This is a genomic window from uncultured Aliiroseovarius sp., assembly GCF_947492455.1.
In the GTDB taxonomy this organism is placed as follows: Bacteria; Pseudomonadota; Alphaproteobacteria; order Rhodobacterales; family Rhodobacteraceae; genus Aliiroseovarius.
On the sequence record NZ_CANLNB010000003.1, the window covers coordinates 312,641 to 332,072 of the forward strand.

Genomic DNA, 19,432 nt, shown 5'->3' on the forward strand with positions numbered 1-19,432 from the left:
CTCCTGTCAGTCGTGTTTTGCGGCGACGGTTTTCAGCTGCGAAAACCCGTAAAGCGCCTCAAACCCTTTTTCGCGCCCGTGGCCCGATTTGCCAACCCCGCCGAAGGGCAATTCGACGCCGCCTCCCGCACCGTAATTGTTGATAAAAACCTGACCGGCGCGCAGACGTTTGGCCAGCCGCATCTGGCGGGCACCATTGGCGGTCCAGATGCTGGCGACCAAACCAAAGTCGGTGGAATTGGCGATCTGGGTGGCTTCGTTTTCGGTGTCGAAGGGAATTATGACCTGCACCGGGCCGAAGACCTCGTCACGGGCCAGTGGGTGGTTGGGCGGAACGTCGGCAAAGAGGGTCGGGGCCACGTAGTGACCGCCCTTGGGAGTGTCGGTGATCTGGCCGCGCCCAGCGACTTTCAAATCAGAGCCTTGAGCTAGAAAACCGGTCACGATCTCTTTTTGACGGGCTGAGATCAGCGGGCCGACGTTCAGGTCCGCCTCGGCCGGCCCCACGCACAGCGCGTCATAGGCCGCCCCCATCCGCGCCACGACCTCATCATAGACCCCGCGCTGCACCAAGATGCGCGAACTGGCCGAACACGTCTGACCCGCGTTCTGAATGCAGGCGCCCACAAGGAAGGGCAGGGCGGCGTCCAGATCGGCGTCGTCAAAGACCAGTTGGGGCGACTTGCCCCCAAGCTCCAGCGTCACCGGTACGACGTTTTGGGCCGCTGCGGCTTGCACCAGACCGCCCACGGGGACCGAGCCGGTGAAGCTGATGTGGTCCACGTCGGGATGCGCGGAAAGGGCTGCACCTGCTTCATCGCCCAGCCCGGTCACCACGTTCAGCGCGCCCTTGGGCAGGCCTGCTTCTTCGGCCAGTCGCGCGAAGGCAAGCGCGGTCAGACAGGCCTCTTCTGCGGGTTTCAAGACGCAGGCATTGCCCATTGCCAAAGCCGCCCCGACCGAGCGCCCGATGATCTGCATGGGATAGTTCCACGGCACGATATGGCCCGTGACGCCATGCGGTTCGCGCAGGGTATAGACGGTGTAACCATCCAGATAGGGGATGGTTTCGCCCATCACCTTATCCGCCGCGCCTCCGTAGAATTCCATGTAACGCGCCAGTGCGATGGCATCGTTGCGGGCTTGCGTCAGGGGCTTGCCAACATCGCGGGCTTCCAGAGCGGTCAGGTCGTCGATGCGGGTCTGAACCAACTGCCCGATCCGGGTCAGGATGCGTCCGCGCTCGGCCGCGGTCATGCGCCCCCAGTCGCTGTCGAGCGCGTCGCGGGCGGCCGAGACCGCCGCGTCCACGTCCTGCGCCGTACCACGCCCGATGCGCGCAATTTCTAATCCGGTCGAGGGATCCTCCACCGGTAAGGTGTCTTTTGTCTTCTGCCAGCTTCCGCCAATCAGGATTTCTGTGGGATTAAACCAAAGCGCGTCCATTCAAGCCGTCCTCCACGCGGGCGGAATGACCGGCGCCGCGTTTATCAGGTTTCGTGTGTAGTCATGTTGTGGGTGGGTGAAGACCGCCTCGGTTTCGCCCTCTTCCACGATCTGCCCCGCGCGCATGACCAACACGCGGTCGGTGACATTGCGCACGACGCCAAGGTCGTGGCTGATGAACAGATAGGCCAGCCCGTGCTTGGCTTGCAGGTCGGCCAGAAGGTCCAGAATATCCGCGCGGATCGAGACATCCAGCGCCGACACAGCTTCGTCCAGCAGGATCAGTTCCGGGCGCAGGATCAGGGCGCGGGCAATGGCGATGCGCTGGCGTTGGCCGCCAGAGAACTCGTGCGGATAACGGGTCATGGCCTCGCCCGGCAAGCCGACCTCGGCCAGCGCGTGCCGCGCACGATCGCGCCAATTCTCGGGCCGCTTTCCCAGCAGATGGAACGGCTCGGCGACCAGTTTTTCAACCGTCCAGCGTGGATTGAAACTGCCATAGGGATCTTGGAACACGACTTGAAGCCCGGCACGGCGAGCGGGGTCCATATCGGGTGTGATGGGCGTCCCGTTCAACAGAATTTCCCCACCTTGCAACGCCTCAAGCCCCAGAATGGCGCGGCTGAGCGTGGACTTCCCGCAGCCGCTTTCGCCCACCAACCCAAGGCTTTCCCCCGTGTTCAGCGTGAAACTGACGCCATCCACCGCGCGGAATTGCGGGGCAGGGCCAAACAGGCGAGTGCGGGGCAGGGGGTAGTCACGTACGGCGTTTTTAACCTGAAGAAGCGGCGCGGCGCTGGGCCGCGCGGCGCCGTCGGGGGCGTGGCTGGAGGCTTCTAATAGCTGCCGCGTGTATGGGTGCGACATGGTACGAAAGAGTGTTTCGGTCGCGCCCTGCTCGACGATTTCGCCCTTGCGCATAACCGCGACGTGATCGGCCATCCCGGCGACCACGGCCAGATCATGGGTGATCAGCAGCAGGCCCATACCTTCCTCGGCGACGAGTTCCTTCAGAAGATCGAGGATCTGCGCCTGCGTCGTGACGTCCAGCGCGGTGGTGGGTTCGTCCGCGATCAGAAGGTCCGGGTGCAGGGCGATGGCCATGGCGATGCAGACGCGCTGACGCTGGCCGCCGGACAGCTCGTGCGGATAGCGGTCCAGCGGGAAGCGATCTTGCGGCAGGCCCACGCGGGACAGTTTCTCGGCAGCGATGCGCAAGGCATCTGCCTTCGAGGTGTCCGTGTGGATCAGCAGCGTCTCGGCCACCTGATCGCCGATGGTTTTTACGGGGTTCAGTGCGGTCATCGGCTCCTGAAAGATCATCGAAATCCGCCGACCGCGAATGTCGCAGAGCGCGGGTTCGTCTAGCGTCGACAGGTCCGTTTCGTCCAACATGACCCGCCCCGAGACCTCGGCCCCGCGGGGCAGAAGGCCCATTAATGCTAGTGCAGTCATCGACTTGCCCGACCCGCTTTCGCCCACCAGCCCGACCACCTGACCGGGCGCAATGGACAGGTCGACATCGCGCAGGATGGGCGTTTCGTGGATCGACAGCGAGAGGTTCTGGATCTTAATCATTCGCGCGCCCTTCTGATCCGGGGATCCAGCAGATCACGCAGCCCGTCACCCATCAGGTTCAGCCCCAGCACCATGACGACAATCGCTAGCCCGGGAGCGATGGCAAGGCGCGGGGTCGAATAGATCATGGTCTGCGCGTCGGCCAACATCCGACCCCAACTGGGGGTGGGGGGCTGCGCGCCAAGGCCCACATAGCTGAGCCCCGCCTCGGCCAGAATGCCCAACGAAAACTGGATGGTTCCCTGCACGATCAACAGGTTGGCGATGTTGGGCAGGATGTGCTCGACACTGATGCGGGCCTTGCCTTTTCCGGCCACACGGGCGGCCATGATGAACTCGCGCGTCCAGATGGTCAGCGCGCCACCGCGGGCGACACGGGCGAAGACCGGGATGTTGAAGATACCGATGGCGATGATCGCGTTGGTGGCGGACGGGCCGAAGGTGGCGGTGATCAAGATCGCGATGACCAGAGAGGGGAAGGCGAAAATCAGGTCATTGCCGCGCATGATGATTTCATCCAGCCAGCCGCCTCGATTGGCGGCGGCCATCAGGCCCAGTGGCACGCCTAGCCCCAAGCCGATGCCGACGGCCAAGACGGCGACGGCGATGGAGATCCGTCCGCCCTCCATCAGCATGGACAGAAGGTCTCGGCCGAAGTGATCGGTGCCAAGCAGATACTCAGCCGACGGCGCCTTCAGCTTGTCCGCGATGTTCAACGCGGTGACGTCATAAGGCGTCCACAGAAACGAGATCAACGCAGCGGCCAAGAGCACAACGCTAAGCACAGCGCCGATCCAAAGCTGGGCGGGTAGGCGGGTCATGCGCGCCTCCTGAGCCGGGGGTCCACGACCGCATAGGCCACGTCCACAAGGAAAGTCACAAGGATGACCGCGAAGACCAACAGCATGACCACGCTTTCAACGACAACGAGGTCGCGCTGGGTGATCGCTTGGAAAATCAGTCGCCCGAGGCCGGGCAGGAAGAACACGTTTTCAATGATGATCGCGCCTGCCAGAAGGAAGCTGAACTGCAGCCCGATGATGGTCAGAACCGGGATCATGGCATTGCGCAGCGCGTGGCGTCGGGTGGCCTGCGCGACGCTTAGCCCCTTGGCGCGGGCGGTGCGCATGTAGTCTTGGTGCAGCACGTCCAAGAGCGACGAGCGCATGACGCGCGCAAGGATCGATGCCTGCGGCAGGGCAAGCGCGATGGCGGGCAGGGTGAGCGCTTTCACCGCAGGGCTGATGCCAGTGTCCCACCCCGGAAAGCCGCCCGCCGAGAACCAGCGTAGCTGCACTGCGAAGACCAGAACCAGCAGCATGGCGAACCAGAAATTCGGCACCGCGATGCCCATCTGGGTCGCGCCCATGATGGTGTAATCCGTCATCTGTCCGCGACGTGCGGCGGCGATCAGGCCGACGGGAATGGCGATCAGCGTGGACAGGATCAGGGCAAACAGGGCCAGCGGCAGGGATACCTGAAGGCGTTCCAGAACCAGCTCGGACACGGGTACACGATAGGTATATGACGTGCCGAAATCCCCGACTAAAAGCCCGCCGATCCAGTTGACATAGCGCGTGGTCACGGATCCATTCAGGCCCAGATCATCACGCAGGGCCGCGACTGTGTCAGGCGACGCATTCAGCCCCAGCATGAACGAGGCCGGGTCGCCGGGAATGACCTCGATCATCGCGAAGATCACCAGCGAGGCCACGATCAGGCTGGCCCCAAGCGACAGGGCGCGGGTGATCAGATAACGCAACATGAGGCGAGCCTAGCCCCTGAAAATGCCTGCGAAAAGAGAATTCGGCCTGCGGGGGCGCTGCGTCAGATTTTGACCTCGACACCCGGCAGGTTCAGGGCCTTCATCAGCTCGCGCAGTTCCTGACGGGCGGCCACGTTCGAGATGTTCATCTGCCCCATAACGCCAATGTCGCGCAGGTCCAGCAGGGTCAGGCCACGGGTAAACAGCTCGCGGAAGATAACGCGTTCATTAAAGCCGGGGGCCACGCGGAAGCCGATGCGGCGTGACAGTTCGTCAATCGCGTCGCCCATCTTCTTCTTGTTGTGCATCATCTGTGCGCCCAGACGGTTGCGCACGACGACCCAATCCATTGGCTTCAGCCCCGCTTTCGCGCGAAGCTGGCGAGCGTTCCAGACCATCTCGGAATACACTGACGGGCCGGTGACCTTGCCCGAGGTCGGATCGATATGCGCCAGCAGGTCGAAATCCACGAAACTGTCATTCAGCGGCGTCACCAGCGTATCAGCCAGCGAATGCGCCACTTGGCTTAGGCGGGTGTGCGAGCCGGGGCAGTCGATCAGGATAAAGTCTTGGCTGTGTTCGAGCGAGGCAATGGCCATCGCCAAGCGGCGGTCATACGGGTTCTCGCCGTCTTTCAGCTCGGACGGGTCAATGTCGGGCAAATCGTGGTATTCGGGCGTCGGCAGATTGGTGCCTTCACGCTCCATCGTGACCTTGCGGTTTTCGATGAACCGGCCAAAGGTTTGCTGGCGCAAGTCCAGATCCAGCACGCCCACCCGGTGCCCCAAGCGTGACAGCGAGGTCGCCACATGCATCGACACGGTCGACTTGCCCGCACCGCCCTTTTCGTTCCCGACAACAATAATATGTGCCACGCCACTATCCCCGGTATCTTGAGTGTTTTTTTCTTTCGGCCACTATATGTCGCATCATTCGCAGGGGGAAGAGGCGCAAATCCAAATTGTACAACTCTTTCGCGAAGCTGGCCCTATGATCACAGCACGGCTGCGGTAAGCATGGACAAAACCTCAGGAGGCACGATGGAAAAGAAACGCGTACTTGTTGAATTCGGTATGGGCACGTCGCTGCGCCGCGAAGACTATACCGAGGCCGCCGCCCGCGCGATCCGGGACGCGCTTTGGCATAACTCGGTCAACATGGCCGAGCTGTTCGGGTTCGAGAAAGCCGACATGATCGTGGATGTCGAAATCGCCGTGCAACAGCCCGATCAGGTCGATACCAGCCAGCTGGCCAAGGAGTTTCCCTATGGCAACATCTCGTTCGTCGTGAAGCACGGCGGCTTGGACATTGACAAGCCGCATGTGGGGAAGACGCTGATCGCCAATGTCGTCATTGCCGTATCCTTCATGATGGAGGCCGCGTGATGGGCGAGAAACGCATGATCCTTGAAATGGGGATGGGCAATGACCTTTACGGTCAGGACTATACCAAGGCGGCGTGTCGCGCGGTGCAGGACGCACTGCATCATTCGTCGATTACTCTGTTCTCGACACTGGGTCTGGACCATCAGGATATGCGCGTATCCGTGACCATCGGCGTGGCCGACCCGGAGCAGGTGGATTTGGAGGTTGTCCGCGCCGAACTCCCCCGAGGCCGCGCCGAGGTGCGCGCGGTGAAAGGCGGCATGAACACAGACAGCGCCGGTCAGGTGCATGTGGTGGCCACCGCCGCGATCGAGGCGTGGCTCCCGGATCAGGCGGGGAAGTGGCGGCTGGGCTAGGCCGGAATTTTGCAAAATTCCGATCCGAACTCTTACCAAGAGTTCGCGCCCCAAACAAAAAACGCCGCTTCGAATGAAGCGGCGTTTCTGTCTCGAAAGAAGCTTTGTTTAGAAACCAAAGCCTTCGTATTTCGATTTGAACTTCGACACGCGACCGCCGGTGTCCAGCAGGCGTGCGCCGCCGCCGGTCCATGCCGGGTGTACGGTGGGGTCGATGTCCAGCGCCAGAGTGTCGCCTTCGTTGCCCCAGGTCGATTTCATCTGAACGATGGTGCCGTCGGTCATTTTGACGTCGATCAGGTGGTAGTCGGGATGCAGATCCTTTTTCATATCGACGCTCCTTAAGCTTTCTTGGCTTTGTATGTGGTGTCTTCAGCGATACGTGCCGACTTACCGCGACGCGAACGCAGGTAGTACAGTTTGGCGCGACGTACGCGGCCACGGCGAACTACGGTGATCGAGTCGATGTTGGTCGAGTGCAGCGGGAATACACGCTCCACGCCTTCACCGAAGGAAATCTTGCGAACGGTGAACGAACCGGCAATGCCAGCGCCGTTTTTACGGCTGATGCAAACGCCTTCGTAGTTCTGCACACGGGTGCGCGAACCCTCGGTCACCTTGAAGCCTACGCGAATGGTGTCGCCGGCTTTGAAGTCGGGGATGTCTTTCCCCAGGGCGGCAACTTGTTCCGCCTCGAGCTGTGCGATCAGGTCCATCTGATCATCTCCTATCTGCTTGCGGTTGGTCCGCAAAGTTGGTGCCGTCCAAGAGCTCCGCGTCTTCACCGGGTCCGTCATGCGCCCGCGGGAGGGTAGTCCGTCGTTTCTTTGTCTTTTCCGCCGCGCTGTATGGTTGCCGAAGAAAGGCAACAGCCCAAAAGGAAAAGGCCCGTGCGACTCGGAAGAGTGCCGGACGGGCGGTGTATAGGGGCTTTAGCCCTGTGGATCAAGCGTTTTGGCGGGGTTTAACCACAGTTCCAGATATGGGCGCAGACGGTCGCGAACGGGGCGGTGATTGTTCAGGGCGCAGAAGTTCAACGCGAGCGCCTGAAACACGAAGGCTTGAACCCCTTCCGCCAGCGTGGCGGGGTCTGCATCCTGACGGAAGGGACCGTCGACGAACCAGTCTGCCAGCACGTGAATGAAGCGCTCGAATGTCGCTGCGATGGGGCCGATCTCCTCCACGGATGCAGCACCAGAATAGCGCAGGATGACGTCAAACACCGTGCGCTCGCTGCCCATGAACCGCATCAACGGGGTCAGGGTGTCCAGAATCTCGTCAATCGTTTTGGGCGTGTCTTGCCCGCTGATCTGATCAAGGTGCTGGTCGATGATTTGCCCGATCATCCGGTCCAGAAGCGCGTCCTTGTCCTTGAAATGGGCAAAGAACGTGCCCTTGGCGACGCCAGCGCGGCGCACGACCTCTTCCACCCGCAATTCGGTGAAGCTGCTTTCGGCAACGATGTCCGTTGCGGCTTCGATCAGGCGGGCGCGGGTTTTCAATGTGCGGGGTTGGATCGTCGTCATGGCGCTTTATCCCACATATTTTGACCGTGGTCAAAATTAATAATTGACCGTGGTCAGTTTTGTGTGCGAGAAAAATGACCGTGGTCAATTATGGAGATTGATATGACACAGAAACGGATATTGGTGTTGAACGGCCATCCGGCCGAGACATCGTTGAACAAGCGTTTGGCAACGCAATATGCTGAGGCAGCAACAGCAGCGGGGCACGACGTAAGAGTGCTGCATATTCACGACATGACGTTCGACGCGGATTATGGATTTGGCGGATACAAGCATCACAAACCGCTCGAACCGGCGTTGGAGCAATTTCTGGACGATCTGAACTGGTCCAGTCACGTCGTGATCGTTAGTCCGATGTGGTGGGGCGGATTGCCGGCCAAGCTGAAGGGGCTGATAGACCGCGCATTTTTGCCGGGCGTTGCCTTTGATCCGCGTGGTGCTGGCCTGCCGAAGCCACTTTTGAACGGTCGCTCTGCCCGCGTCATCCTGACCTCGGACAGCCCGTGGTGGTACTTCCGCTTCTTCCTGCATCGCCCGCTGTTCTGGCAGCTCAAAAAGCAGATCCTGGAGTTTGTCGGCCTGCGCCCCGCCCGCGTAACCCATTTCGCGCAGGCGAGCCACCCAAGTGACAAGCAAGTCGATCGCTGGTCTCAGAAGGTCGCCGCATTGGGGCAGCGTGGGGTGTGACCGCACGCGACGTAGATAAGAAAAGAGGCCGCCCTTGCGCAGAGCGGCCTCTTCCAATTCAGCGCCGGGCGGTCTGGCCGCGATGGCGGGCTTACGCCTCTTTCTTGATTTCCACCGAATGCGGGTAGGGGATCGAAATGCCACCAGCGTCGAACGCCTCTTTCACAGCTTTGGTCAGCTCGAACTTCACGTTCCAGTATTCGGCGTTGTCGCACCAGACGCGCGTGGTCAGATCAACGCTGCTGTCGCCAAGGTTGGTGACGCGGACCCACGGGGCGGGGTCGGCATGAACGCGTGTATCGGCAACTGCAAGATCCGTGATGATCTGCATCGCCTTGTCGATGTCGTCGGCATAGTCGATGCCAAAAACCATATCGACGCGGCGAGTGTCGTGATGCGAAAAGTTGCGGATGATCGAGCCCCAAGCCTGCCCGTTGGGCACAATTACCTGCACATTGTCAGGCGTCACCAGCTCGGTCACGAAGAGGTTCAGGTCTTTCACCGTGCCTGCTGTGCCGCCAATATCGACGAACTGCCCAAGTTTGTAAGGACGAAACAGCGTCAGCATAAAGCCGGCGGCGATGTCGCTGAGCGTGCCCTGAAGCGCCAGACCAATGGCCAAGGTGGCCGCGCTGAGCATTGCGACAAGGCTGGTCGCCTGAATGCCAAAGATGCTGAGCACCGCGGCCAGCACCATCAGCAAAATGACCCATTTCACCATCGAGGCAATGAAGTTGCCAAGGGTCGGGTCGATTTCGGGCGTGTTGTTAACCTTGCGCCGGGCCAACGATCCAAGGGCATTGGCAACGATCCAGCCGATGACCAGCGTGGCAAATGCTTTGGCAACGTTTAGCACCAACGGTCCATAGCTTTGGACCTGTTCAAGAAGGGTTTCCATTGTGGTGTAACCTTTAGAAAGTCAGAAGGGGGGCGATCAGCTGTCGTCCTGATCGCGGGTCAACGCTTCCCACAGATCGGGGCGGCGTTCACGGGTAATTTTCTCGCTCATTTCCCTCCGCCATTCGGCGACCTTGCCGTGATGGCCGGACGTCAGAACCTCGGGGATCGTGCGGCCGCGCCATTCGGCAGGGCGGGTGTATTGGGGGTGCTCAAGCATCCCGGCGGAAAAGCTCTCTTCCTCGGTCGAGGCTTCGTTGCCCAACACGCCGGGCAGCAGGCGGACGGTGGCGTCCAGCATGGCTTGGGCGGCAATCTCGCCACCTGTCAGGACGAAATCACCAAGGCTGATTTCTTCGATATCGTATTCTTCCAGCACGCGTTCATCGACGCCTTCAAAGCGACCGCACAGGATGGTCATTCCCTTGCAATCTGCAAAGCGGCGGGCGGTTGCCTGATCCATCGGTTTGCCACGCGGTGACATATAGACAATCGGCCATTCGGCGCGATCTGCGGGCACACCGCGCTGCGCCATGTCGATGGCGCGGCCCAGAATGTCAGCGCGCAGGACCATCCCTGCGCCGCCGCCAGCAGGCGTGTCATCCACGTTGCGATGCTTGCCTTCACCAAAGACGCGCAGGTCAATGGGCTCCAACGCCCAGCCCCCGTCTTTCAGGGCTTTTCCGGTCAGGCTTTCGCCCAGCACGCCGGGAAAGGCGCCGGGGAACAGCGTGATCACCTTGGCGGTCCACGTGCCCGCAACGCGCGGTGTGTCCGTCATCAGCTCGCGCGGTTTGAAGCTGGCGGAAATCGCCAGACGACCATGGGAACGACCCTTAGGGTTCGGAGGCGTGGAGGATGCGCTATTTTCATTGACCTTAGACATAGCGGCTGTCTACGACAGTCAAAGGGAAATGCAAACCGCCGAGGTGCTCTTTTGAGCGAACGTGAAGATCGTCAAGCTGTTGAGCATCTTGCGCTTGAAATTGCGGCCCAGCACGACTGGCTGCGCCCGCATCTGTCCAGCTTGATGCCGGTGGTGTTGGCGGACCGGTCGTCGGCCAAAGGGCGGCGGTTCGTGGTGCGTTTGACCAATCGCGGGCGGGTGGATGATGCGGATGCCATAGATGTGGTGCTGAAGGCGTTTGCTGCTGGGGACGCGCTGGAGGACTTCAAAGACGGCCTTGCTGGACATCAGAATGCCCTAGACAATCTGGGCCCGGACGCGGTGCCCGAGATCCTGTCGATCGATCCAGATACCCGCAGTTTGATTATGCGCCATATCGGCGTCAGAACGGCGCAGGACATGTTGGGGCTGGCCGAGCTGGGTTTGGCCAAGTCTGACGAGATACTTGAAACCTGCGGGCAGTGGATTGGCCGGTTCCACCGGTCGACCCTGCAAGAGCCCCGTCCAATCAATCCCAAGTTCATGCTGCGCTGGGTTGCGACTATGCGGGCCGGGGTTGAGGATCGCAGTCACGATGTCCCCCGCCGCGACCTCTTCTTGACCTATGCCGATCAGATCCCCGCGCTGGCCGAGGCCGTCACAGGAGAAATGACACCACTTGCGGTGGCGCATGGCGACATGCATCTGCGCAACCTGCTGATTACCGACAATGGTGCCGTTGGTTTGGATTTCGAGGGCGTGCGTACCGTGACCCCTGCGCATGATCTGGCGAAGTTTCTGGTGCGCTATCACGGCGGGTTTGACCCTGATCCGAACGCGTCTGCGCTGAAGGCATTTTGGCGCGGATATGGGGCCGATCTGTACGCGCAGGCGCTGCCCGCGCTTAGCTACATCCTGCCCATTCGCGTGCTGGGGGATTGGCGTGACATTCCGAAACGGCGTACGGATCGCCGTCCCGGGCAGCAGCAACGCTTTCAGAACCTTCTGAAATACGCCGAAAAGCTTTTTGCGCCTTAAGCGTCTTTGTCGTCCGGAAAGACGCCCTCAGGCGGATCAGCGATGATCCGGCCCGACGCCAGATCCACAGTCGGCACCGCATCCAGCGTGAAGGGCAACAGCGCGGTGGTCGAGCTTCCGGGCAGCTTGATTTCCAGCACATCGGACGCGCCGTGATTGTGTACCGCATGGACCTTGCCCAGCTCGGTCCCGCCAGTGTCCAGCACCGTCAGGCCCACCAAATCGGTGTGATAGAACTCGTCATCAGGCAAAGCGGGCAGGGCGTCGCGGCTGACATAAAGCTTCACGCCCTTCAGCGCGTCGGCCTGTTCCTTGGTCGAGACACTGTCGATCCGCACGGAAAACCCGTTCTTGATCGGGCGCAGCAGGGTCAGGGAAAAGGCATGCTTGCCGTCCTCGGACGACAGCGGGCCGTAATCGGCAATCGCCGTGGGTTCCGCGCAGAAGCTTTTGATGCGCACCTCGCCCTGAACGCCATAAGCGCCGCCAATGCTTCCTACACAAATCCGGTCTTCACTCATTTTGCACCTATGCAGACAGCTTGTTCCATTTTGCCCCCGCGGGCCTCGCATTTATCGCCCAGCACACCGCGTTCATAGACCACGCCTGCGGTAAAGCCTGCGCTGACCAGTATGATCAGCTTCACCGGATGAAAAAGCAAACCCATTGGTGTCACCTTACCTCGACAGGAAGCGAGCCGCGACGGCTTTCCCATCCTGCTTTTTCCAGTTCGGGGCTATCGGCGTTCTGCTCGGGCCAGCCGAGGCAGAAATAGCCCACAAGGCTCCAGCTTTCAGGCACGTCCAGATCGCGACACAGCTGTTCCGGGTCCAGAATGGACACCCAGCCCAGCCCCAACCCGCGAGACCGAACGGCAAGCCAGAACAGCATGATGGCCGAGACCACAGAATAGCGCCGCATCTCGGGCATGGTTCTCGCGCCGAGACCTGCGCCCTTGTCGGTCGCCTCGTCACAGAAAATCGCCAACTGAACGGGTGCGTTTTCCATGCCAGACAGTTTCAGCCCGGAATAAAGCTGTGCCTTGTCGCCGGAATATCCAGACAACGCATCGGCATTGGCGGCTTTGAAATTTTCAAGTGCGGCGGCGCGCGCGTGGTCACTTTGGACACGCACCACCCGCCACGGTTCGGACAACCCCACAGAAGGGGCCATCAGAAACGCGTCGAGGCACTGCGTCAGCAATGCCTCGTCCACAGGATCCGTGCGGAAGCGGCGCACGTCGCGCCGCCAACGCATCAGATCTTCTAGATCCGACTGAAACTCGTCTGAAAAGGCGTGCATGTCGTCAGATCCGTTCCGAAGGATTTATTCCTCGGCAGCAGCTTCTTCAGCCGGAGCAGCAGCAGCTTCAGCAGCGGCAGCAGCTTTTTCGGCTTTCTCTTCTGCGCGGTCCTTGGCTTTCTGGCCCGGCTCACCTTTTTTCAGGTTTGCACGCTCTTTCTTCTCCAGAACGCCAGCGGCTTCCAGGAAGCGCGATACGCGGTCCGACGGCTGAGCGCCTTGGTCCAGCCAGTACTGAACGCGTTCCATGTCCAGCTTTACGCGCTCTTCCGAATCTTTCGGCAGCAGCGGGTTGTAGGTGCCCAGCTTCTCGATGAAGCGGCCATCGCGCGGCATGCGCGAGTCTGCAGCTACAACGCGATAGAAGGGACGTTTTTTCGAGCCGCCACGGGCGAGACGAATTTTCATAGCCATGAGAGTTTTCCTTTTTACTAGCTATTTGAGGGGCTTACAGCCCATTCATTCTTGGTGTTTCTTGTGGTGCCTGATGACCTCATCAATGATGAAGTTCAGGAATTTCTTGGCGAATTCGGGGTCCAGATTGGCGCGGGTGGCCAGATCTTCCAGACGTTCAATTTGTTTTGCTTCCCGGTTCGGGTCCGACGGGGGCAGGTCGTGTTCAGCCTTCAGCTTGCCCACGGCCTGCGTGTGCTTGAAGCGCTCGCCCAGCGTGTAGACAAGGATCGCGTCCAGCCGGTCGATCGACTCGCGATGTTCTTTCAGCAGGTCTGCTGCGCGGGTGGATGCGTCGGTCATGCGTAGGCCTCCGGATTGCCATCAGCGTCGGGGGCCGGGTGGCGCCAGACGTCATAGGTGTCGTCTTCGTCTTCAAAACGCGGAGCGTCCGCGTCGATCACGCAGCCCAAGCGTTTGGCCAAGGCGGCCGAGGGGGCATTGTCGTGATCCACGTAGCTGACGAAGCTGTCGATGGTGGTGTTCGTATAGGCCCAGTCGATCGCGGCCACGGCGGCCTCGTGCGCAAAGCCTTTGCCTTCGTGCTTATCGGACCAGATCGACCATGCGATCTCCGGTTCCGGCCAGCCTTCGGGGTTCCACGGGCCGATCCAGCCGATGGGCTGGCTATCGGTCTTGTCGGTGGCGATGAAGGGGCCGTAGTCGCGCAGGACCCAGTGTCCAACAGCATGGCCAAAGGCGCGCCAAGCCAGACGACGGTTGGTGTCGCTCTTCGGTCCACCACCCACGAAACGTGCGCGCGGATTGTCCACGAGGAAATCGCGGAATGCATCCCAGTCACCCGCTTCTGGCGGGCGCAGCACAAGGCGCGGGGTGGTGATATGATCGAAGGGCAGTTTCACGGGTGCTTACTTCTTCTTCCCGAAGCCGGACAGGCCGGGGGGCAGGCCACCGCCACCCAGACCGGGCAGACCGCCGGGCAGTTTGCCGCCCATGGCTTTTGCCGCTTGTTCCAGCGCTTTCGGGTCCATCTGCGAGGGATCCATACCGGCAGGCATATCGGGCATTCCGCCGCCTTTGCCGAACATGCCACCCATGGCTTGCTTCAGCATCTTGCCTTTGCCCATCTTGCCCATCTTCTTCATCATGTCCGCCATTTGGCGCTGCATTTTCAGAAGTTTGTTCAGGTCGCTGACTTCCATGCCCGCACCGGCAGCAATGCGTTTTTTACGGCTGGCTTGCAGGATCTGAGGGTTCGCACGTTCGCGCTTGGTCATCGACTGGATCAGGGCGATCTGCTGTTTCAGAACCTTGTCGTCCATGCCGGCGTCTTCGGCCTGTTTGGCCATTTTCTTCATGCCCGGCATCATCCCCATGATGCCCTGCATGCCGCCCATCTTGATCATCTGCTCCAGCTGCATTTTCAGGTCGTTCATGTTGAACTGACCCTTCTGGAAGCGCTTCATCATGCGCTCGGCTTGCTGGGCTTCGATGGTTTCTTGGGCTTTTTCAACAAGAGCAACGATGTCACCCATGCCAAGGATGCGGCCTGCGATCCGGTCGGGCTCGAAGGTTTCCAGCGCGTCCATCTTTTCGCCAAGGCCAACGAATTTGATCGGCTTGCCGGTGACCGCGCGCATCGACAGCGCCGCACCACCACGTCCGTCACCATCCATACGGGTCAGGACAACGCCCGAGATGCCGACCTTGTCGTCGAACTCTTGCGCCACTTCGACGGCGACCTGACCGGTCAGACCGTCAACCACCAGAAGGGTTTCACGCGGGTTCACCACGGCCGAGACTTCCTCGACCTCACCCATCAGAACTTCGTCGATGTGCAGACGACCCGCGGTGTCGAGCATATAGACGTCATAGCCGCCCATCGTCGCCTGCTGCTTGGCGCGCTTGGCGATGTCGACGGGTTTTTGGCCCGGAACGATGGGCAGGGTGTCCACGCCGATTTGCGTGCCCAGAACGGCCAGCTGATCCATCGCGGCGGGGCGGTACACGTCGAGCGACGCCATCAGTACCCGCTTGCCTTCTTTTTCCGTCAGGCGTTTGGCCAGCTTCGCGGTTGTGGTCGTCTTACCACCACCTTGCAGACCGACCATCAGGATCGGGGCAGGGGGGCTGTCGACCTTCAGCGCGCCGGGCTCGCCTTCGCCGGTCAGAACATCAACCAGCGCATCGTGCACGATCTTGACGACCTGCTGGCCGGGGGTGACCGATTTGGTCACGGCCTGACCGGTGGCCTGTTCCTGCACCTTTTTCACAAAGTCGCGGGCAACGGGCAGCGAGACGTCCGCCTCAAGCAGCGCCACACGCACTTCGCGCAGGGCAGTTTTTACATCATCTTCAGACAGCGCACCCTGCTTCGTCAGACGGTCAAAGACACCAGACAGGCGATCTGACAGGCTCTCAAACATATCTCGGCTCCTTTGCCGTTTCGTTTCCCCCAAGATAGGGGTGGGTTCGCGCTTTTCCAAACGCCCAAACCACGATGGCCCCTGTGGGCGTAACACGCTGACAGGGGGCGATCCCGGCATTGGGCCATGGGACCGGAAGTTTCACACTTCCGAGATTTGGGGGTGAGTTACGGCGTTCGGGGGTCAGAGTCAAGCTGCATTGGGCTTTGATGCGCCTTGTACCACTCATTAATGGCATCCGCGGTGCGTCGGGGGCCGGAGCCATTGGTGTAGTAGGATACGACCGGCAAGTTTTCCTGCCCCTCCATCAGCAATACAGGGCGATACATGGTCGAGCCATCGCTGCGGGATTCCTCGAGCGTAGCGCCACGCAGTGCGCCCAGCGGATAGACATCTTGGGCATAGCCAAGGATCGAGCGTTTTCGCTTCACAATCTGCCCGACACGCGTGTCAAAGATCAATTGTACGCGCTTGGCAAAGACCGCAAAGCACAAGCCCCAAGTCAGCGTGCCGATCCCGCCAAACATCAGCCCGAAGACCCATTCTCCATCCATCAGAGCGTTTCCTCCGATGGCCAGAAATATCAGCAGTCCCGCAATCATACTTAAAGATAGAAGCCACGGCTTGTGGTCTAGAACCAGCAATTCAGGCGTGTTGGTCAGCGTTTTCATGATCTCAGCGTAGTAAGGAAAGCCCGACAGGAAAAGAGGGGTATTTGACCTGTGTCATGTTCGCCAAATCGTTCGCGCGTTACGTTTTGAGCAAGAAGACTTGAAGCCCATGAAGGAGCTGACCCATGTACAAGAATGTTTTGGTGCCCATCGCACTTGATCACGATCGCAACACCACTGAGGCGCTTGAGATCGCCAACGCGATCTCGGAAGAAGGTGCAAAAATCACCGCACTCCACGTGATGGAGGAAGTGCCCGCCTATGTCGCCCAATACCTGCCGGAAGGACAGCTGGACGACAATGTGCACGAACTGGAAGCCCGTTTGAAGGACGAGCTGAAGGACGCGCCGAATGTCGAGATCGCTGTGATTTCGGGCCATGCGGGCCATGCGATTGTAGACTATGCCAAGGACAACAAGGTCGACTGCATCGTTGTTGCCTCGCACCGTCCGGGCCTAACTGATTTCTTCCTGGGATCGACAGCCGCGCGTGTTGTACGCCATGCGCCCTGTGCGGTTCACGTGTCGCGCTAACTTCTCTCCCTCCCTGCGTGACAAACTGGCGGGCCCCTTGCGGCCCGCTTTTTCTCTCCTAAATGTTCCTCAGAACAGGAGGATCCATGATGAAATGTCCGGTAGACGGAACCGAGCTTTTGATGACCGAGCGCCAAGGGGTTGAGATCGACTATTGCCCCAAATGCCGTGGGGTCTGGCTGGATCGGGGCGAACTGGACAAGATCATCGAAAAGGCGACACCCGCTGTGGAGTTGGACGATCCGGATCCCTATGTCGCATCGCTTCCCCCGCAGCCCGAGCCGGTCTATCGCGACGAACCCGTCCGCATGCGGTCCCGTGAAGAGATGGAGCGTGGCGCAGGGCTGAAGCCCGGAGGCTCGCGCAAGCGTAAGCATGATGACGATTACTACGACCGCGACGACGACGATTATCGCCACGCCAAGCGCTATAAGAAAAAGCGCAAAAAGTCGGTCCTGTCCGAGCTTTTCGACATCTTTGACTAACGCTGTGGCAAGATCACATATTCATATGTAATCCAAATCGGGCTAGGCTTCTTTTATCAAGGAGGAAGCCATGCCCAAAATCAGCAAAGCCCCCGACTATCAAACCGTTATCACCACGTTCGAGATGACACCCGGCACCTGTCAGGATCTTCTGGATGCGTTGACGGATGCCTATGAAAGCTTCATCTCGAAGCAGCCGGGGTTCGTCGGCGCGGGTCTTCATGTGAATGACGCCCAGACGCGGATTGCCAACTATAGCCAATGGAATCGGCGCGAAGATTTTCAGGCGATGCTGCGCACCGAGGAAATGCGCGAGCGGAACCGAAAGATCGCGACCCTCTGCAAAAGCTTCGAGCCCGTCATGTATGACGTGTTCGAGACCTATAACTGATCCCGACCGCAGGAGCCGACATGAAAACTTTCCTGATTGCGGCGGCCTTTGGCCTTTTCGCCGCCCCTGTTTTTGCTGACGTGAACATCACCCCGGATATGCCGTGGGTGACGGTTCAGACCGAAAATGGCGAGGTCGAAATCTCGCGCATTGATGATCCCGCGCACGAGCTGTCGGGCGAATGGGCGCGCACCTCGCGCAATTGCCCGAATTTCTGCGTGCAGCCCATGGTGCCCGCCCCGGGCGTAACGCCGATTGGCGAGCTGGAGCTTCTGGAGATGCTACAAGACCCCGAGGCCATCGTGGTCGACAGCCGTGTGGCGGCGGATCACGAAACCGGAACCATTCCGGGTGCGATCTCGATCCCTTATAACGAAGCGACGGATCGTCTGGACGAGCTGGGCTGCGAGCTGGATTTCGACGGATTTGTTTGTGAGGAAGCCAAGCCTGTGGCGTTGTTTTGCAATGGCAACTGGTGTGGCCAGTCCCCGACCGCTGCGCGACGCATGATCGAAGCGGGCTTTCCTGCCGACAAGATCCACTATTACCGCGGGGGCATGCACGCGTGGCGGATGCTGGGCCTGACGGTGACGGACGGAAGCTGATCAACAGTCAGGCTTGCCTCCATTGACCTTCGGACGCTTGGTCCCCATTCTTAAGACACGCCACTGATTGGCGCGTGGGTAAGGAATGGGACATGCGGTATCGCATCCAACTGGTGAAAACTGCCGCTGTGGCGCTGGGCCTAGCCTTGGCGTCGCACGCCGCTGTGGCGCAAGAGCAGATCGGCGCGTTCACGGCCTTCATCGGCAAACCCGATATGACGAATGACAAAGGCGCGACCTTGTCGGAGCCTTGGCGGGTTCTGAGTCAGGACCGTACGAATTTCCACCGCTTTGGCGTTAGCCAGCCCGGCGATCAGTGGGACCCGTTTTTTGGCAGCAGCCAAAGCCGGAAGAGCCTGCAAAACTTGGTTGCACGTGGGGATGTAAGCTCTAAGGCAGCCAACCGGCTGAAAAGCGGCGGGATAATCTTGGTGCGCGTTTTGGGGCAGGGCGGCAAACCCACCGCGATCAATATCTCTGTCCCCTAACAGGCGCTGGTCTGCATTTACTCGGGATAGGCGCGAATGCATGCAGCGCGTGCGGCTGCCGCAGCGGGGGCAAGTTTGGATTGCTGGGCTTTAAGCCGTGCCAATTTCTTGCGTGTGTCGTCTATATCCACAGACACGGGCGTTTCGATCGTGTGAAATCGCGTTCTGGGGCAGAGAAAGGGCTCTTTTCCTTCGACGCGACAGATGCGTGCATCCGTATAGGGAACAGTTTGGCGGTGCAGAGCGTATCCCCGCTCTAACGTCTCTTCCAACTCTTTGACTTGAGCAGATAGTGCACGGTACTCGGCCGTTTCCTGTGCAATGCACTGTTTTTGCGGCGTGGCGCAGGCCGTTAGCAGTGTCAAGACCATCCCGAAGGCCGTTAGGCGCAGTTTGGATGCTGTGAACATGATACGCGCTCCGATACTCGATATTCTTGACCAGTATAGCGGGAACGCGCTGCCGGTGAAAGCACGTCTGCGCGACGTCGCGTGCTGCAAATATTCAATGCCGCTTGTGTGTGTTGGGTGGTTTCGGTATCCGTGCACGAAAG

Annotated in this window: 28 protein-coding genes; 9 read left to right on the forward strand and 19 right to left on the reverse strand. The window is 60.1% G+C overall.

Annotated elements, in window-relative coordinates:
• Positions 1-6: 6 nt before the first annotated feature.
• The 5 genes from Q0677_RS08215 to Q0677_RS08235 all read right to left on the reverse strand — a co-directional run bounded on the left by Q0677_RS08215 (position 7) and on the right by Q0677_RS08235 (position 5,664).
• Positions 7-1,446: an aldehyde dehydrogenase family protein gene (locus Q0677_RS08215; RefSeq protein ID WP_298908275.1), complete on the reverse strand. Its 1,440-nt coding sequence runs from the start codon at positions 1,444-1,446 to the stop codon at positions 7-9.
• The gene (locus tag Q0677_RS08220) at positions 1,447-3,024 is read right to left on the reverse strand and encodes a dipeptide ABC transporter ATP-binding protein (protein WP_298908278.1); all 1,578 of its coding nucleotides are present in this window, start codon (positions 3,022-3,024) and stop codon (positions 1,447-1,449) included.
• On the reverse strand, positions 3,021-3,845 hold the full coding sequence (locus Q0677_RS08225) for an ABC transporter permease (protein WP_298908281.1): 825 nt from the start codon (positions 3,843-3,845) through the stop codon (positions 3,021-3,023). Before Q0677_RS08225 ends, Q0677_RS08220 begins: the two co-directional genes overlap by 4 nt.
• Positions 3,842-4,789 (reverse strand): ABC transporter permease, encoded by a 948-nt coding sequence (locus Q0677_RS08230; protein ID WP_298908284.1) that lies wholly within the window; start codon positions 4,787-4,789, stop codon positions 3,842-3,844. The genes Q0677_RS08225 and Q0677_RS08230 overlap by 4 nt, the downstream gene beginning before the upstream one ends.
• Positions 4,790-4,851: 62 nt before the next feature.
• Positions 4,852-5,664, reverse strand: coding sequence for a division plane positioning ATPase MipZ (locus tag Q0677_RS08235; protein WP_298908287.1), 813 nt, complete (start codon positions 5,662-5,664; stop codon positions 4,852-4,854).
• Between the two features lie 165 nt (positions 5,665-5,829).
• Here Q0677_RS08235 and Q0677_RS08240 point away from each other — a divergent pair, with 165 nt between their 5' ends.
• Positions 5,830-6,174 carry a Lin0512 family protein gene (locus Q0677_RS08240; RefSeq protein WP_298908290.1) on the forward strand — a complete coding sequence of 115 codons (345 nt, stop codon included), beginning with the start codon at positions 5,830-5,832 and terminating at the stop codon, positions 6,172-6,174.
• Positions 6,174-6,530, forward strand: coding sequence for a Lin0512 family protein (locus tag Q0677_RS08245; protein WP_298908293.1), 357 nt, complete (start codon positions 6,174-6,176; stop codon positions 6,528-6,530). The genes Q0677_RS08240 and Q0677_RS08245 overlap by 1 nt, the downstream gene beginning before the upstream one ends.
• A 108-nt stretch (positions 6,531-6,638) precedes the next feature.
• On the opposite strand, the gene rpmE is transcribed toward Q0677_RS08245, so the two are convergent.
• The 3 genes from rpmE to Q0677_RS08260 form a co-directional block, all read right to left on the reverse strand.
• On the reverse strand, positions 6,639-6,860 hold the full coding sequence (rpmE, locus tag Q0677_RS08250; protein ID WP_133487581.1) for a 50S ribosomal protein L31: 222 nt from the start codon (positions 6,858-6,860) through the stop codon (positions 6,639-6,641).
• 11 nt (positions 6,861-6,871) lie between these two features.
• Positions 6,872-7,246 carry a 50S ribosomal protein L19 gene (rplS, locus tag Q0677_RS08255; RefSeq protein ID WP_133487579.1) on the reverse strand — a complete coding sequence of 125 codons (375 nt, stop codon included), beginning with the start codon at positions 7,244-7,246 and terminating at the stop codon, positions 6,872-6,874.
• 216 nt (positions 7,247-7,462) lie between these two features.
• Positions 7,463-8,056 (reverse strand): TetR/AcrR family transcriptional regulator, encoded by a 594-nt coding sequence (locus tag Q0677_RS08260; RefSeq protein ID WP_298908302.1) that lies wholly within the window; start codon positions 8,054-8,056, stop codon positions 7,463-7,465.
• A gap of 102 nt (positions 8,057-8,158) precedes the next feature.
• On the opposite strand from Q0677_RS08260, the gene Q0677_RS08265 reads away from it, so the two are divergent.
• Complete coding sequence (locus Q0677_RS08265) at positions 8,159-8,743, forward strand: NAD(P)H-dependent oxidoreductase (protein WP_298908305.1); 585 nt, start codon at positions 8,159-8,161, stop codon at positions 8,741-8,743.
• Between the two features lie 91 nt (positions 8,744-8,834).
• On the opposite strand, the gene Q0677_RS08270 is transcribed toward Q0677_RS08265, so the two are convergent.
• Together Q0677_RS08270 and trmD are read right to left on the reverse strand one after the other, a co-directional pair.
• Positions 8,835-9,641 (reverse strand): mechanosensitive ion channel domain-containing protein, encoded by an 807-nt coding sequence (locus Q0677_RS08270; RefSeq protein ID WP_298908307.1) that lies wholly within the window; start codon positions 9,639-9,641, stop codon positions 8,835-8,837.
• A 36-nt stretch (positions 9,642-9,677) separates the two neighbouring features.
• Positions 9,678-10,526: a tRNA (guanosine(37)-N1)-methyltransferase TrmD gene (gene trmD, locus Q0677_RS08275; protein WP_298908309.1), complete on the reverse strand. Its 849-nt coding sequence runs from the start codon at positions 10,524-10,526 to the stop codon at positions 9,678-9,680.
• Positions 10,527-10,577: 51 nt separating this feature from the next.
• On the opposite strand from trmD, the gene Q0677_RS08280 reads away from it, so the two are divergent.
• Entirely contained in the window at positions 10,578-11,564 is a 987-nt protein-coding gene (locus tag Q0677_RS08280) for an aminoglycoside phosphotransferase family protein (RefSeq protein ID WP_298908311.1), read from the forward strand.
• Here Q0677_RS08280 and rimM read toward each other — a convergent pair.
• The 8 genes from rimM to Q0677_RS08320 form a co-directional block, all read right to left on the reverse strand.
• A complete protein-coding gene (gene rimM / locus Q0677_RS08285; protein ID WP_298908314.1) occupies positions 11,561-12,085 on the reverse strand; it encodes a ribosome maturation factor RimM in 525 nt (174 codons plus the stop codon). The genes Q0677_RS08280 and rimM overlap by 4 nt on opposite strands.
• Positions 12,082-12,231: a hypothetical protein gene (locus tag Q0677_RS08290; protein ID WP_166636220.1), complete on the reverse strand. Its 150-nt coding sequence runs from the start codon at positions 12,229-12,231 to the stop codon at positions 12,082-12,084. The genes rimM and Q0677_RS08290 overlap by 4 nt, the downstream gene beginning before the upstream one ends.
• A gap of 5 nt (positions 12,232-12,236) precedes the next feature.
• Entirely contained in the window at positions 12,237-12,866 is a 630-nt protein-coding gene (gene bluB, locus Q0677_RS08295) for a 5,6-dimethylbenzimidazole synthase (RefSeq protein ID WP_298908318.1), read from the reverse strand.
• A gap of 24 nt (positions 12,867-12,890) precedes the next feature.
• Positions 12,891-13,280, reverse strand: a complete 390-nt coding sequence (gene rpsP, locus Q0677_RS08300) for a 30S ribosomal protein S16 (protein ID WP_133487564.1) — start codon at positions 13,278-13,280, stop codon at positions 12,891-12,893.
• Between the two features lie 45 nt (positions 13,281-13,325).
• Positions 13,326-13,622 carry a chorismate mutase gene (locus tag Q0677_RS08305; RefSeq protein WP_282182711.1) on the reverse strand — a complete coding sequence of 99 codons (297 nt, stop codon included), beginning with the start codon at positions 13,620-13,622 and terminating at the stop codon, positions 13,326-13,328.
• Positions 13,619-14,182, reverse strand: coding sequence for a GNAT family N-acetyltransferase (locus Q0677_RS08310; RefSeq protein WP_298908328.1), 564 nt, complete (start codon positions 14,180-14,182; stop codon positions 13,619-13,621). The genes Q0677_RS08305 and Q0677_RS08310 overlap by 4 nt, the downstream gene beginning before the upstream one ends.
• A 6-nt stretch (positions 14,183-14,188) precedes the next feature.
• Entirely contained in the window at positions 14,189-15,706 is a 1,518-nt protein-coding gene (gene ffh / locus Q0677_RS08315) for a signal recognition particle protein (RefSeq protein WP_298908331.1), read from the reverse strand.
• A gap of 167 nt (positions 15,707-15,873) precedes the next feature.
• On the reverse strand, positions 15,874-16,377 hold the full coding sequence (locus Q0677_RS08320) for a hypothetical protein (RefSeq protein ID WP_298908334.1): 504 nt from the start codon (positions 16,375-16,377) through the stop codon (positions 15,874-15,876).
• A 125-nt stretch (positions 16,378-16,502) separates the two neighbouring features.
• On the opposite strand from Q0677_RS08320, the gene Q0677_RS08325 reads away from it, so the two are divergent.
• The 5 genes from Q0677_RS08325 (at position 16,503) to Q0677_RS08345 (ending at position 18,879) form a co-directional block, all read left to right on the forward strand.
• Positions 16,503-16,910: a universal stress protein gene (locus Q0677_RS08325; RefSeq protein ID WP_298908339.1), complete on the forward strand. Its 408-nt coding sequence runs from the start codon at positions 16,503-16,505 to the stop codon at positions 16,908-16,910.
• Between the two features lie 89 nt (positions 16,911-16,999).
• The gene (locus Q0677_RS08330) at positions 17,000-17,395 is read left to right on the forward strand and encodes a zf-TFIIB domain-containing protein (protein ID WP_298908342.1); all 396 of its coding nucleotides are present in this window, start codon (positions 17,000-17,002) and stop codon (positions 17,393-17,395) included.
• 70 nt (positions 17,396-17,465) lie between these two features.
• Entirely contained in the window at positions 17,466-17,786 is a 321-nt protein-coding gene (locus tag Q0677_RS08335) for an antibiotic biosynthesis monooxygenase family protein (protein ID WP_247093801.1), read from the forward strand.
• A 20-nt stretch (positions 17,787-17,806) separates the two neighbouring features.
• Positions 17,807-18,391: a rhodanese-like domain-containing protein gene (locus Q0677_RS08340; RefSeq protein WP_298908344.1), complete on the forward strand. Its 585-nt coding sequence runs from the start codon at positions 17,807-17,809 to the stop codon at positions 18,389-18,391.
• A gap of 92 nt (positions 18,392-18,483) precedes the next feature.
• Positions 18,484-18,879 carry a hypothetical protein gene (locus Q0677_RS08345; protein WP_298908347.1) on the forward strand — a complete coding sequence of 132 codons (396 nt, stop codon included), beginning with the start codon at positions 18,484-18,486 and terminating at the stop codon, positions 18,877-18,879.
• A gap of 17 nt (positions 18,880-18,896) precedes the next feature.
• Here the strand turns inward: Q0677_RS08345 and Q0677_RS08350 are convergent, their stop codons facing one another.
• Positions 18,897-19,289 carry a hypothetical protein gene (locus tag Q0677_RS08350; RefSeq protein ID WP_298908350.1) on the reverse strand — a complete coding sequence of 131 codons (393 nt, stop codon included), beginning with the start codon at positions 19,287-19,289 and terminating at the stop codon, positions 18,897-18,899.
• Positions 19,290-19,432: the final 143 nt, after the last annotated feature.